The sequence below is a fragment of the Paenibacillus terreus genome (genome assembly GCF_042138595.1).
GTDB lineage: Bacteria > Bacillota > Bacilli > Paenibacillales > Paenibacillaceae > Paenibacillus > Paenibacillus terreus.
Window position 1 is genome coordinate 43,741 of record NZ_JBHIRX010000024.1, and the last position, 14,038, is coordinate 57,778.

Below are 14,038 nucleotides of genomic sequence, written 5' to 3' on the forward strand. Positions count from 1 at the left end.
AAAAAAAGAGGCCTCCCGACCGATATAGGAGGACCTCAATCACATATTTTCAGAATAAATGTCTCTTTATTTCCGCTTCCGCATCATATCAAAATAAGAAACAGGCTGGTCTACGATCATCTTTACCGGTTGCAGCGGATGACGGGCAGCGTCCAGCTCGTTGCCTTCTTCATCCCACAACTTGCCTACCGTTTGCTTGAAGAACGTCCCCCCAGGCCCGAAAAATTCAACCTGCTGTCCAGGCTTGAAATGGTTGCGCTGCTGAATCGTCGCCAAACGTGTCTCGGGATCATAATCCAGCACCAATCCGGCAAAGTCATAAGGCACAGCTTTCTCTTCCGGCTCGTAAATATGATCCTCATGATCCGGCGTATCATAGAAAAAGCCGGTGTTCAGCGGCCGATTGGCCGCTTTGTTAATTTCCTCGATCCACTCTGGCTTGAGCACATAGTTGTCCGGATCAGCCATGTACGAATCAATCGCCTGGCGGTATACATTGATCACCGTCGCCACGTAATGGATGGATTTCATGCGTCCTTCCACTTTGAAGCTGTCCACACCGGCATCAATCAGATCCGGGATATGCTCGATCATGCACAGGTCCTTGGAACCCATGCTAAACGGATTATCCTGTTCATCATACAGTGGCAGCTGATTAACTCCAAGGTTAAATTGCTCCAGCACCCGGTTATCTCTGGCTTCTTCCTCGGATACCCACACTGCGGAAGGGCGAGCATCTTCAAAAAGATCATATTTCCAGCGGCAGGACTGGCAGCAGCCCCCACGGTTGGAGTCCCGGTCTGTAAAGTGGTTGGACAGCACACACCGCCCGGAGAAGGAAGAGCACATCGCACCATGGATGAACGCCTCAATCTCGATATCCACATGCTCCTTGATTTCCGCAATTTCGTCCATGCTCGTCTCCCGGCCCAGCACGACTCGCGGCAGCCCTTCCTCTTTCCAAAACTTCACGGCCTGCCAGTTCAGTGTCGATTGCTGTGTGCTCAGATGCACCTCCAGCTCGGGAACAGCTTTGCGGGCCACTTGAATAATGGCAGGATCTGCAGCAATGATGGCGGAAATCCCCACCTCATGCAGCTTGCGCAAATATGCTTCAATACCTTCAATATCTTCATTATGGGCATAAATATTGGTAGCCACAAACACCTTGGCGCCATACTTTTTGGCAAACTCGACGCCTTCCTTCATTTCCTCGAAACTGAAATTGTCGGCATTGGAGCGAAGGCCATAGTGCTGGCCGCCAATGTAAACAGCGTCTGCCCCATAGTGAATGGCAAATTTCAGCTTTTCCAGATTACCGGCCGGTGCGAGCAGCTCCGGCTTATCCAGACGATAACGGTTGCCCGTGTATTTACGCTTTGTTAAAGTTCCCATCGTCACGTTCACCCCTTTTTTAATAGACCTGTTCTTTATAGAAAAACCCGAAGGAAAGCTCCCTTTCCGGGTCCTGCAGTCTGCGCACTTCATCCAGCCATGCTTCATCATAAGCATAGTCTTCCGGATTATTATAATAGCTGTCGATAGCCGTGCGGTAAGCTCTGACCACCGCCTCGTTATATGCTGCCGGCTTCAGAAGCCCTTCAATTTTGAAGCTGTGCACTCCTGCCGCCATAAGTAAGTGGAGGTCTTCGATAATGCATATATCATCCGAGCTCATAATATGAGTTCCGTTGATGTCCTCATAAATCGGAAACTTCTCTTCCCGGCGTTCCGCCTCGATCAGGAACAAATGACGGTCCTTCCCGAGATCCCCTTCCACGGGTCTGCCCTGATGCTGCATATAGCTGGCCACCAGGCGCCGCTTGGAATGGTAAATATTCGTCATCCCGTGCACCTGTACCTGGGCTTCCAGCTTCAGATGGGGTATCATTTCAGTAATCTCATCCATATTAAGCTCTCTTGCCAGCACGACGCGGGATGCTCCCTTTTCCCCCCAATAATTGGCGGTAGAGTAATTGGTGGAGGTCATCTCCGCATTCCAGAACAGCGCGATATGGGGAGCATACTCCTTCACGGCTGCAAGAACGGACGGGTCATTAAACTCTACCGCATCCACCCCTATGGAACCGAGCATCCGCACATAATCGGGAATTTCACGAAGCAGATCATTGGTCATCAGGTTATTCATGGAAACATATACTTTGGCAGCGCGCGCATGCGCAGCCTCAACGGTAGCTTTGATCTCGTCGGGTATAAAGCTGCCCGCCAGACGCATGCCGAAACGGTCTTCTCCGATCAGCAGCGCGTCCGCGCCTGCATCCAGCATATGCTCAGCCTCTCCCGGTGAAGCTGCCGTTACAAGCAATTCGGGTTTATCAGCCACTTGGTTTACCTCCTATTGTGTCACACTTTGACTTTTTTTGATATTGTTTAAATGTTCCTGATACGTCTTGGCGAATAAGTGCTCCTGCGAGCCGTCCTTTTTCGTAACATAGAAAAAATAATCCGTCTTGGCCGGCTCAAGCGCCGCCTGAATGGAGCTTAAGCTCGGGCTGGCAATGGGACCTGCAGGCAGACCCTCATTCGTATACGTATTATAAGGCGAATCTACTTCCAGATCTTTAAACAGCAGCCGTTCCTTCTGCTTATTCAACATATATTGAACGGTTGCGTCAATTTCAAGCTTTTGCCCTTTTTCCAGCCGGTTATAAATAACCCCTGCAACAATCGGACGCTCGGAATCCACAACAACCTCACGCTCCACCAGCGAAGCGACGGTAAGCAGCTCATGAACCGTTTCGTGGCGCTCCTCAAGCTTTTGCTCCAGATTCGGAATACTGTCCAGCTCTTTCTGAGTCTGCTCCAGCATTGCCGTCATAATTTCTTTAACTGTGCTGCCCTTGGGCAGCTCATAGGTTTCAGGAAACAGATAACCTTCCAGCTTGTAGCGCAGCTGCTTATTCTCCGGGATATGCGCCAGCAGAGGCATGTCAAATTGTGCCGGATCATTTGCGAGCTTCAGAAACTCCCCCTTGTCGGCAATGCCTTCCTGCTGCAATCTATCGGCGATTTGCAGCACCGTGAATCCTTCGGGAACGGTAAACCTAATCATTTCCTCCGGCACAACATCTCCACTGGACAGCTTGGCAATCAATTGCTCGTATGTCATACCCGGCTGTGCTTCGTACTTGCCGGCCTGAAAGTTGCTGCCTTGCTTCGTAAGTTTTAAGTAGGCTTTAAAAACATTAGAATTTCGAATAAGTCCTTTTTGCTCAAGCAGATCTGCAATCTGTGATGTTCTCATTCCCTGCTCCACGGTAAACGCGATGGTTCCCGCTTGCTGTTGGACAGGCTGCATCATTTGCCAAAGATAGAGTGCCGAGCCTGCCACGACAAGTAATAAGACAAGCAGGAGCAGCACCCTGGTCCTAGCCTTGCGCTTCAAATTATCCAACCCCTTCACAACCAAAAAGAGCGGACAAGTCCGCCCTTTCCGGGTTATCATTCACTCTAAAGTCGTTTCAAAACTGCGGGCGGGTTATTCCGGGAACGTGCACTCATCGTACAGCTCCGCAATATCCTCCCATTCGTCATCGTCTTCGATGACCGTCAGCTCGGGCACATCGCCTTTCCATACCACCCTGAAAAGCTCATACTCCTCCGCAGCCGACTTCTGTCCGCGCAGAACCGCGTATGCCTGTCCGCCCACCTCAAATTCGGCCTCCAACGTATAAGGAACAGAATGTCCCTCCCCGTCCTCAAGCTCTACTTGGGAACCGAAGGCTTCCTTCAAACCGTTCGTCCAGGTTAAATCTTCACGGGAATACATCGTCATTTCTCAAAATCCTCGTCATCTGCTTCTACAAACGTATTAAATGTTTCTTCAACAATTTCCCATTCGGCATCATCCGTAATGGGGTACAATTTAATATCGTCACCGTCTTCCTCATACCGGAAGGCGTACACATCGGTTTCATCTTCTTCAGGTTCGACCGGTGCAACCATCATATATTTGGCATCAGAGCCATCCACTTCGAATTTCATGATGACCTCGAATTCTTCTTCGTTGCCCTCTTCGTCGTCGATATAAATAATTTCCGGTTGCTCTTCTTCCAGGTCCAATCGATTATCCGCCATCTGCGAAATCCCCCTCACCTTTTAATGTTAGCATCCAAATAGTTTTGCAAAATCAAGCTTGCGGCCATTTTGTCGACAACCTGCTTGCGCTTCTTCCGGCTGACGTCCGCTTCCAGCAGCGTCCGTTCCGCGGCAACGGTTGTAAGCCGCTCATCCCAAAGGTGAACGGGGATGTTCAATAACTCGCGTAATTTTTCGGCAAAAGCCATTGCAATTTCGCCCCTTGGGCCAACGGTTCCGTTCATGTTCTTGGGCAGGCCGACAACAATCTCGGAAACCCCGTTGTCCCGCACCAGTTCGGCAATCTTGCCATACTCGCTCTCGTCCTTACGCCGTTCGATAACTTCAAATCCCTGGGCGGTCCAGCCGAAGGCATCGCTTATGGCGACGCCGATCCTGCGGTCCCCGTAATCCAGACCCATTACTTTCATTCCGTCTTCCCCTGACGATGGCTGGCCAAATAAGAACGGACCAGTTCTTCGATCAGCTCATCACGTTCTTTCTTGCGCACCAGACTTCTGGCGTTATTGTGCCGGGGAATATAAGCAGGATCCCCCGACAACAGGTAACCGACGATCTGATTGATGGGATTGTATTCCTTCTCGACCAGAGAATCGTATACCGTAAGCAGTATTTCCTGCGCCGACGCTTCCTTCTCGTCAGCCTTGACGTTGAATTTCACCGTCTTATCCATGGAATCCATGTAGACACCTCGCTTCCACAAAAACATGACACACATGTTTATGCCAGCTATTCCTTTATATCATACCATAACCTGGTGCCTGCAAGGAAACAAACGGCCCGAATTTCCCAGATTTCTGTTATTTTTCAGAACTGCAGCTGATTTGCTCAGCTTCCGGAAGCCTCGGTCACCAGCTCGACAGCACGGGCAAGCGCTTCGTCAAGCTTGGAGGCATCGCGCCCTCCTGCCTGAGCCATATCCGGACGGCCGCCGCCGCCGCCGCCGCAGATAGCCGCAATTTCTTTGACCAGCTTGCCGGCATGAAGGCCGGACTTGACCTGCTCCGCAGGTACAGCTACGACAAAGTTCACTTTATCCTCCATCGCTGCTCCGAGCACCAGCACAGCGGATGGCAGCTTGCCTTTCAGCTCATCGGCAATCGCACGCAAGTTATCCATCGTAGACGCCTGTACGCGGACAGCCAGCAGCTGCGTGTTTCCTGCCTGCACTACCTTATCGGTTAATTGTCCTGCCTCGATAGCGCTCAGCTTACCCTGCAGCGATTCATTCTCGCGGCTGAGCTCCTTGATCTGCTGGTGCAGCCCTTCAATCCGTTTCGGTACTTCATTAACGTTCGATTTCAGAATCGCCGCAGCGGTCTTCAGCAGTTCCAGCTGGCCTTCCGAATATTCATACGCATAACGTCCGGTCACCGCTTCAATTCTGCGCACGCCGGAGCCGATGCCACTCTCGCTCACCAGCTTGAACAGCCCGATTTGCGAGGTGTTGCTCACATGGCAGCCGCCGCAGAGCTCAATGCTGTAATCTCCCGCTTTGACGACCCGCACAATGTCCCCGTATTTTTCACCGAACAGAGCCATCGCTCCCAGTGCCTTGGCTTCATCAATCGGCATCAGATCAATGGTTACTTTGTCCTGGCTCCAGATATGGCTGTTGACTCTGCGCTCGATATCCGCCAGCTCTTCAGCCGAAATGCTGCCGAAATGCGAGAAGTCGAAACGCAGGCGTGAGGCCTCCACCAGGGAGCCTGCCTGATTGACATGCTCGCCCAGCACCTCTTTCAGCGCTTTATGAAGAAGGTGTGTGGCGGTATGGTTTTTCTCGATATCCTGACGGGCCTCAGCGTCCACTTCCGCCCGTACGGTATCACCCACACGCAGCTCGCCCGCCTGCACCAGAATCTGGTGAACATGCTGTCCCAGCGGCGCTTTGCTCATGCCCTCAACCTTTGCGGTCACCGCTGCACCATGCAGCACCCCGCGGTCGCTCACCTGTCCGCCGCTTTCCGCATAAAACGGAGTAATATCAAGCACAATCTGCGCTTCCTGGCCCTCGCTTACAGTATCCACCATGGCATCTTCATAAATAATGGCCAGCACCTTGGATTCCGTCACGAGGTCATTATATCCAACAAAATCACTTTTAACCGTCAGCTCGGAGAGCGCCCCGCCCTGTACCTTCATGCTGCCGCTGTCCTGGCGTGCCGCGCGTGCACGCTCGCGCTGCTCCTGCATCGCCTGATCGAAGCCTTCACGATCAACGGTTAAGCCGTGCTCGCTGGCGTAATCCTCCGTAAGGTCAAACGGAAATCCATAGGTATCGTACAGCTTGAAGGCATCTGCACCGCTGATAACCGTATGACCCGCCGCTTTTGCCTGCTCGCTGATCTCGGCCAGAATGGCAAGACCATCGCTTAGCGTTTCGTGGAAGCGCTCCTCTTCCGTTTTGATCACCTTCACGATGAAATCGCGCTTGTCCACAACCTCCGGATAATAGACTCCCATCACATCACCGACAGTTTCCACCAGTTCGTACATAAACGGCCGGTCAAGCCCAAGCATCTTGCCGTAGCGGACAGCGCGCCGCAGCAGACGGCGGATTACGTAGCCGCGTCCTTCATTGGAAGGAAGCACACCGTCGCCCACAGCGAAAGTTACCGTGCGGATATGATCCGCAATAACCTTGAGGGCAACGTCCTTCTCAGGATCCTCGTTATATTTTACACCGGCCATGGCGGCCGTCTTCTGAATCATCGGTTGGAACAGGTCTGTATCAAAGTTGGAGTTCACATCCTGCAGGATGGAAGCCAGACGCTCCAGACCTGCGCCAGTATCGATATTTTTGTTCGGAAGCGGCGTATAGCTGCCGTCCTTATTATGGTTGAACTGGGAGAACACAAGGTTCCAAACTTCCAGATAGCGTTCATTTTCTCCGCCAGGATACATCTCCGGGTCAGACATGTCGCTGCCGTAGGCTTCGCCCCGGTCATAGAAGATTTCAGTACAAGGACCGCACGGCCCCTCGCCGATATCCCAGAAGTTGTCCTCCAGTTTGATGATGCGCTCCGCAGGCAAGCCGATTTTCTCATTCCAGTATTTGTAGGCTTCTTCATCCTCCGGATAGACGGTGACGGACAACCGTTCAGGATCAAAACCGATCCACTTCGGACTCGTCAGAAATTCCCACGCCCAGGTGATTACTTCTTCTTTAAAATAATCCCCGATGGAGAAGTTGCCCAGCATCTCGAAAAAAGTATGATGTCTGCGCGTTTTGCCGACATTCTCAATATCATTGGTACGGATGCATTTCTGGGAATTCGCGATACGCGGATTTTCAGGCTTGACACGTCCGTCAAAATAAGGCTTTAAAGGCGCCATGCCCGCATTAATCCACAACAGCGTAGGGTCGTTATGCGGTACAAGCGAAGCGCTCGGTTCAATCGCATGCCCTTTTTCCTTAAAAAACTCCAGCCATTTGGAGCGAATTTCACTGGCTTTCATAACACATGCCTCCATCGGTTCAAAATTAGATAAGGTAAAAACAGAAAAACGCCCCTGAAAAAATCAGGGACGAATATATCGCGGTACCACCCTGGTTATCGCCGCCTCTGCCCGGGCATAAGCAAACGATCGCCTTATATGGACCGGTAACGGGGTCCTGCCGGCGGGGATGAGCCGCACTCCGAAATGAGCTTTCCGCCGTTATCTGACACAGGCTCTTGCAGCCTTCACGGAAGAATCTGTGAAGAAGCCCGCTCTCTGGGACAGAACCCCGGCGTACTTAATTTCATCAACGTTTTATCCTGTAAACATACATAACTAATTATACTTACGGGTATAGGCAATGTCAATAAATTCAAACTGTTTTCCGCTTAATATAATAGGCGAAAAGCCGCTGCACTACTACCTTGAGCACAGCCATGACCGGCACGGCCAAAATCAGGCCCGGAATACCTGCAATCTCCCCGCCTACCAGAAGCGCAAAAATAATTGCGAGCGGATGCAGGTGCAGCGTCCGGCCTACCACCTGCGGCGACACCACATTACTCTCCAGGATTTGGCATATGACATTTACGATAACGACCATGATCACCATTTTCATGGATATCGTTGAGGCCATAATGACGGCTGGTGCTGCGCCAAGAAAAGGCCCCAGATACGGAATGATATTAAAGACCGCCACGATGCTGGCCAGCAGCAAAGCATAAGGCATGCCTGCAATCATGTATCCGACATAAGCGAGTGCCCCGATAATGACACATACAAGAAATTGGCCTCTAATATAGTGCCCCAGCGCTGTATCGATTTCCTTCAGCATCACAACGATCCCTTTGCGATGGGCTCCCGGCAGAATCGACACTACTGCCCGCTCGAACACGTCAAAATCCTTCAGAATATAAAAGATCAGAAACGGCACGATGAAAATATTGAGCAGCGTATTGATCATGCCGCCGATATTATCCATAATGCCCGTAATCACTGTGGAAATACGGTTTTCCAGTTGAAAAAACCATTGATTCATACCGCTGCGCACGCCGCCGGGCATCATTGGATTATCCAGATCGGACAGAAGCCCCTGCGCATGCATCGTAAGTTCAGGCAAATGCTCATTTAATTCTTCCAGCTGCTCAATCAGCATGGGAATGATGTTCATCAGCACGACTCCCAGGCAGGTCAGGAAAAAGGCATAAATGAGCAGCACCGCCACTCCCCTTGGAACCTTTCTGCCGCTGAGCATGTTAACGACAGGGTTAAGAACATAGGAAATAATCATGGCCACGGCAAAAGGCGCAATAATCGTTTTTAAAAATCGGTATGTAGTGAAGAACAGCGGGCGCAGGAGCCACAGGAAATATAAAATCATCAAACCGAGCAGCAGCAGCACACCGTAACGGAAAAATCTGTTTTTGGCTAGATGCTCCATCTTCTGCTTCACCTTCTTTTTGGGACTTGCTCTCCGATTCAGTATATGCGGAAGCAGACCGGATTAACCCTCGTCCCTCCTGCCAAAAAAAAACGCTTGTTCTTCCGGAGTCCGGTAGAACAAGCTCGTGTTAAACCACAGCAATGCGAATCCGACAGCATAAAGCTTTAAGAGGATGCGTGGGCCTGCGGGAATTCCTGGGAATATTCCTCTCCGAAGAACAGATCGTCCAGCGAGCTGAGCGTTCCGTCTTCTTCGACCTGGTAAACGGACATTTTATCGCCGATTACCTGCAGTTCAATATAACAGCCCCAGCAATAAAACTGGTGGGAGCCGATTTTGCCTATATCTTTGGAATTACAATTTGGACATTTCATAAATTCACCCTATCCGTTAACAGAATGTATAACCTTCTCCAATCGCTGCTCGCTAAGCGGGGGAACCATGATGGCATTCTCCCCGATGGACATGCCGTCGGTGCATGGCAGCCATTTCCGCCCCTCAATCAAGTCCGAAACGAAGCCCTCGCTTATTTCAATCCCTTTTACCTTGTTTCCCAATTCCTGGTCAAAATAAACATCGGTGACATGTCCAAGCATAAGGCCTTCCTCCGTCAAAACGGACAGATCCTTAAGCTTGCTGCCGCCAAGAAGGTAAGTATAATGTATGTCGTCGGCTTCCGTCTTGCGGATCGCCTGCTGATTGCGGATCATTACGGCATCTTCTCCGTACGCTACGATGTCTTCCCAATCAACGGTCTTGACGTGGGAGGAAAACAGACTCTTCCCTTCCAGTTCAATCCCTTTAATGGTCCAGTCCGCCGTAAGTATAAAATCATGTATTTTGCCAATCTGCTTGCCGTCTTCCACATCGAACACAGCAAGACCGATCATCTCCTGGAGCTTCATGCCGGGTACCTCCTCATCATTCAAATTCCGAACTGCGTTGAAATCTTGCTCTAGTATGCAACCGCTTTGCCGTTCGGCTGATGAAATGGAAAACCGTGCTATCCTCCTTTCAAAGTCCGGAGCTTCCCTTAATGCCTATTACGCAGCCTTTGTGATATGGTTGCAATTTTTTCGGCCGTATATTCCATTTCTTCCGTAGTATTACCCAAACCGAAGCTAAAACGAATCGCGGAACGCAGAATATCTCCGGGAAGATTCATAGCCTTCAACACATGAGACAGCTCAATGGAGCCGGAGGTGCATGCGGAGCCGCTTGCCGCCGCAATCCCTTCCATATCCAAATTCATCAGCATCGTCTCTGTGCTGCAGCCTGGAAAGCTGAGATTCACAATGTGAGGGAGAAAATGCTCGCTGCTGCCGTTGACCGTAAATCCATCGCTGCCAAGCCGATTTTTCAGACTGTTCAGCAATGTTTGGCGAAGCGACAGATCGTGCTCGCTCCGTTCATGCACCGCAGCAGTTGCAATGGCAGCAGCCTTCGCAAAGCCGGCGATACCTGCCATATTTTCAGTGCCTGCCCGCCGCTGCTTCTCCTGCAATCCCCCGTACTGCCGGGGCTGAAGGGCTGTGCCGCGGCGCACATACAAAGCCCCGATCCCTTGCGGTCCGTTGATTTTATGTGCCGACACGCTCAGCAGGTCCACGGGCAGATCGCGGCATGAGATCGGAAGCGCCCCGAAGGCTTGTACAGCATCAACATGAAACAGGATGCCTCGGCTGTGCGCCAGCTCTCCCACTTCAATAACAGGCTGAACTGTTCCAACTTCATTATTGGCATACATCATGCTGATGAGAAACGTATCCGGCCGTATTGCCGCTTCCACCTCTTCCGGATGCACACGCCCGGTATGGTCCACCGGCACATAAGTCACTTCGTAGCCCAGGCGCTCCAGCTCCGCACAGGTGTGAAGAATCGCATGATGTTCTATTGCCGTTGTTATGATATGACCGCTCCTGCGACCTTTGGCGAAGGCCGCTCCGAATAAGGCCAGGTTGTCGCTTTCCGTGCCGCCAGACGTAAAAGTCACCTCTTCCGGCAGACAGCCTAAAGAAGCCGCAACGACATCACGTGCTTCGCTGACGGTGCGCTTGGAGGCACGGCCGAAAGCATGCACGCTCGAAGCGTTGCCAAATTGGCCGGTCATGATGTCCATCATAGTCTGCGCAACCTCAGGATGTACAGGAGTCGATGCGGCATGGTCCAGATAAATGCGTTTCATCGCTAGCCACCTCGTATCAGATGTAGAACATGTAGTTATCGGCCTGATCCTTTTCCTGATAGGTTATCAAGTCCTTAAGCGTTGTCGAATCCAGCACTTCGGCAATGCTGTCCCGAATGCGCAGCCACAAATCCCGCTTCGCCGGATCGTCCTCTTCCGTAAAATCAACGGGGGAAATCGGCCCCTCAAGCACGCGGATAATATCTCCTGCAGTGACTTCCGCAGGATCGTTCGACAGAATGTACCCACCGTATGCCCCGCGGATGCTTTTCACGAGACCCGCATTGCGAAGCGGTGCGATCAGCTGCTCCAGATAGTGCTCGGACAGCTGGTTTTTCTCGGCAATGCTTTTCAAAGAAGTCGGCCCTTCTCCGTATTTCGCTGCTAGCTCCATCATTATAGTTAATCCGTAACGTCCTTTAGTCGATATCTTCAAAGGTGCCACCTCTTCATTAATAAATTGCTGCAAGATGCATTAAAAAAACATTCTATTCCGATCATAGCTCTTATGGTATCATATCCAGACCGTTTATGGTAACCATTCCTTGCGGGATTGTCAAATTGTTTTTGAACCGCCCTTGACATTTTTAACAGATCGCGTCGCAACTTGCAACATATTATGTTACAATACGAGGGTTAAGGATTCACGTCCTTGACCAATCCAACGAAAGAATCGGTGATGACGATGGCAAAAGCCAATAAAGATACCCGTGTCGTCGTCGGTATGTCGGGAGGCGTCGATTCCTCCGTTACGGCTCTTCTGTTAAAGCAGCAAGGCTATGACGTGATCGGCATCTTCATGAAAAACTGGGATGACACGGATGAGTTCGGCCGCTGTACGGCCGAAGAGGATGCGGAAGATGTACGCCGTGTCTGTGAGCAAATTGATATCCCTTACTATACCGTCAATTTCGAAAAAGAATATTATGATAAAGTATTCTCCTATTTTCTTGATGAATATAAGTCCGGACGCACTCCAAATCCGGATGTCATGTGCAACCGTGAGATCAAATTCGGCGAATTTCTGAATAAAGCGCTGGATTTGGGCGCCGACTATGTGGCTACAGGCCATTATGCAAGGGTTGTGGGGAATGACGGTATCTATACACTTCTGCGCGGTGTGGACAGCAACAAGGATCAAACCTACTTCCTGAATGCGCTCAACCAGAAGCAGCTGTCGAAAGCGATGTTCCCCATCGGGCATATCCCCAAGCCGGAGGTGCGGCGGATTGCCGAAGAAGCGGGACTGTATACAGCCAAGAAAAAAGACAGCACCGGTGTATGCTTCATCGGCGAGCGCAACTTCAAGGAGTTCCTCAGCAACTACCTGCCTGCCAAGGGCGGCGATATGGTCGATATCGTGACCGGAGAAGTTAAAGGCCGTCACGATGGCCTGATGTACTACACGCTCGGGCAGCGCCAGGGGCTGGGTATCGGCGGATCTGGAACCGGCGAGCCGTGGTTTGTAGCCGATAAGGATCTGGAACGCAACATTCTGTACGTCGTTCAAGGAGACAAGCACCCGAGTCTGTATTCCACAGGCCTCATTGCCGAGGGTGTGAACTGGATTGGCGGCACGGACGCCATTCCGTCACAGCCGCTGCACTGTACGGCCAAATTCCGTTACCGCCAGCCCGATCAGGGCGTAACGCTGACTTGGCGCGAGGACGGCTCCGTTCATGTTGCTTTCGACCAGCATCAGAAAGCGGTAACTCCGGGACAAGCCGTTGTATTTTACGACGGCGACATCTGTCTCGGCGGAGGCACCATCGATAAAATCGAGAAGCTGCAGGTACAGCCTCAAGCCTGATATAACTTGAATACTCTCATGCTATCGCTAAGCCATTCTTCCCCCGGGAAGGATGGCTTTTCAAGTTAGTAGATCGTGATATTTTCTCTGTTGAGGGGTATGTATATAATAGCCTATCGCAGAGGAGAGATCACCCATGAACGAAGCATTTATTGTGCCGCCCGGCGCTCCGGTGAAGTTAAGCTCCATCGATCCCGGGAATACGGGCGGGTACCGCAGCCGGGAGGAGACTGGGAAAGAGCACAAAAGGCTGCTGAAAAAACTTGAGGAGCTGCAGGAACCACTGTTTGCGGGCAAGAAGCACGCTGTCCTGTTTGTTTTTCAGGGAATGGACTGCAGCGGCAAAGATGGGGTGATCAACCATGTTTTTTCCGCCGTCAATCCGCAGGGTCTGCTCACGTACAGCTTTAAAACCCCAACCGCTGAAGAGGCCACACATGATTTTCTATGGAGAGCCCACAGTAGGATCCCAGGCAAAGGGTATATCGCAACTTTTAATCGTTCTTATTATGAAGATGTGCTCATTACACGCGTTCACCGGACCATCTCTGATCAGGAAGCGGCACGGAAATTCGACCAGATCAATGCATTCGAACAGCTGCTGATGGACAGCGGTGTGAAAGTGGTAAAGATATTTCTGCATATCTCAAAAGCGTTTCAGCTTGAAAAGCTGATTGACCGGATTGAGACACCTCATAAGAACTGGAAGTTTGACGCAGGCGACCTGACGGAGCGTAAATCCTGGGATTTGTATCAATCCTACTATGAAGACATATTCGAGCGCTGCAGCAGTCCGGAGCTGCCCTGGCATATTGTGCCCGCCGACCACCGCTGGTACCGGGATTTTGCCGTACTGCAGATCGTCGTGAGCACACTGGAGGGTCTGGGTCTCTCCTTCCCCGAACCGAAGCCGGAGCTGAAGGAGCTGCTTCCTGAACTGTACCGGGAAAGAGGGGTGGAGAAAGAAAAGAAGGAAAAATAAGCGCACACAGATGCGGCAGGCCCGTCAGAATACACAGCTGGCGGGATTTTTCTG

15 protein-coding genes are annotated in these 14,038 nt (G+C 51.2%); 2 read left to right on the forward strand and 13 right to left on the reverse strand.

Annotation, left to right across the window (positions count from 1 at the left end; translation table 11 throughout):
• Positions 1-66: 66 nt before the first annotated feature.
• From ACE5KN_RS27940 to cymR, 13 genes are all read right to left on the reverse strand, one after another.
• Entirely contained in the window at positions 67-1,395 is a 1,329-nt protein-coding gene (locus ACE5KN_RS27940; protein ID WP_375527328.1) for a peptidase U32 family protein, read from the reverse strand.
• Between the two features lie 19 nt (positions 1,396-1,414).
• A complete protein-coding gene (locus tag ACE5KN_RS27945; protein WP_375527327.1) occupies positions 1,415-2,344 on the reverse strand; it encodes a peptidase U32 family protein in 930 nt (309 codons plus the stop codon).
• A gap of 12 nt (positions 2,345-2,356) precedes the next feature.
• A complete protein-coding gene (gene mltG / locus ACE5KN_RS27950) occupies positions 2,357-3,382 on the reverse strand; it encodes an endolytic transglycosylase MltG (RefSeq protein WP_375527363.1) in 1,026 nt (341 codons plus the stop codon).
• Positions 3,383-3,499: 117 nt separating this feature from the next.
• Positions 3,500-3,796, reverse strand: a complete 297-nt coding sequence (locus tag ACE5KN_RS27955) for a DUF1292 domain-containing protein (RefSeq protein WP_375527326.1) — start codon at positions 3,794-3,796, stop codon at positions 3,500-3,502.
• Positions 3,793-4,098, reverse strand: coding sequence for a DUF1292 domain-containing protein (locus ACE5KN_RS27960; RefSeq protein WP_355320535.1), 306 nt, complete (start codon positions 4,096-4,098; stop codon positions 3,793-3,795). The genes ACE5KN_RS27955 and ACE5KN_RS27960 overlap by 4 nt, the downstream gene beginning before the upstream one ends.
• 14 nt (positions 4,099-4,112) lie before the next feature.
• On the reverse strand, positions 4,113-4,529 hold the full coding sequence (gene ruvX / locus ACE5KN_RS27965) for a Holliday junction resolvase RuvX (RefSeq protein WP_375527325.1): 417 nt from the start codon (positions 4,527-4,529) through the stop codon (positions 4,113-4,115).
• Complete coding sequence (locus ACE5KN_RS27970) at positions 4,526-4,801, reverse strand: IreB family regulatory phosphoprotein (protein WP_375527324.1); 276 nt, start codon at positions 4,799-4,801, stop codon at positions 4,526-4,528. The genes ruvX and ACE5KN_RS27970 overlap by 4 nt, the downstream gene beginning before the upstream one ends.
• Positions 4,802-4,947: 146 nt before the next feature.
• Positions 4,948-7,581 carry an alanine--tRNA ligase gene (gene alaS, locus ACE5KN_RS27975; protein ID WP_375527323.1) on the reverse strand — a complete coding sequence of 878 codons (2,634 nt, stop codon included), beginning with the start codon at positions 7,579-7,581 and terminating at the stop codon, positions 4,948-4,950.
• 355 nt (positions 7,582-7,936) lie between these two features.
• The gene (locus ACE5KN_RS27980; RefSeq protein ID WP_375527362.1) at positions 7,937-9,004 is read right to left on the reverse strand and encodes an AI-2E family transporter; all 1,068 of its coding nucleotides are present in this window, start codon (positions 9,002-9,004) and stop codon (positions 7,937-7,939) included.
• Positions 9,005-9,171: 167 nt separating this feature from the next.
• Complete coding sequence (locus ACE5KN_RS27985) at positions 9,172-9,381, reverse strand: YrzR-like zinc ribbon domain (RefSeq protein WP_375527322.1); 210 nt, start codon at positions 9,379-9,381, stop codon at positions 9,172-9,174.
• Positions 9,382-9,390: 9 nt separating this feature from the next.
• Complete coding sequence (locus tag ACE5KN_RS27990; RefSeq protein ID WP_375527321.1) at positions 9,391-9,912, reverse strand: PRC-barrel domain-containing protein; 522 nt, start codon at positions 9,910-9,912, stop codon at positions 9,391-9,393.
• Positions 9,913-10,040: 128 nt separating this feature from the next.
• Entirely contained in the window at positions 10,041-11,192 is a 1,152-nt protein-coding gene (locus ACE5KN_RS27995; RefSeq protein ID WP_375527320.1) for a cysteine desulfurase family protein, read from the reverse strand.
• A gap of 16 nt (positions 11,193-11,208) precedes the next feature.
• Positions 11,209-11,628, reverse strand: coding sequence for a cysteine metabolism transcriptional regulator CymR (gene cymR / locus ACE5KN_RS28000; protein WP_375527319.1), 420 nt, complete (start codon positions 11,626-11,628; stop codon positions 11,209-11,211).
• Between the two features lie 249 nt (positions 11,629-11,877).
• Between cymR and mnmA the strand changes: the two genes are divergently transcribed.
• Together mnmA and ACE5KN_RS28010 are read left to right on the forward strand one after the other, a co-directional pair.
• Positions 11,878-13,002, forward strand: a complete 1,125-nt coding sequence (mnmA, locus tag ACE5KN_RS28005; RefSeq protein ID WP_375527361.1) for a tRNA 2-thiouridine(34) synthase MnmA — start codon at positions 11,878-11,880, stop codon at positions 13,000-13,002.
• 136 nt (positions 13,003-13,138) lie between these two features.
• Entirely contained in the window at positions 13,139-13,984 is an 846-nt protein-coding gene (locus tag ACE5KN_RS28010) for a PPK2 family polyphosphate kinase (protein WP_375527318.1), read from the forward strand.
• The last annotated feature ends 54 nt before the right edge of the window (positions 13,985-14,038 follow it).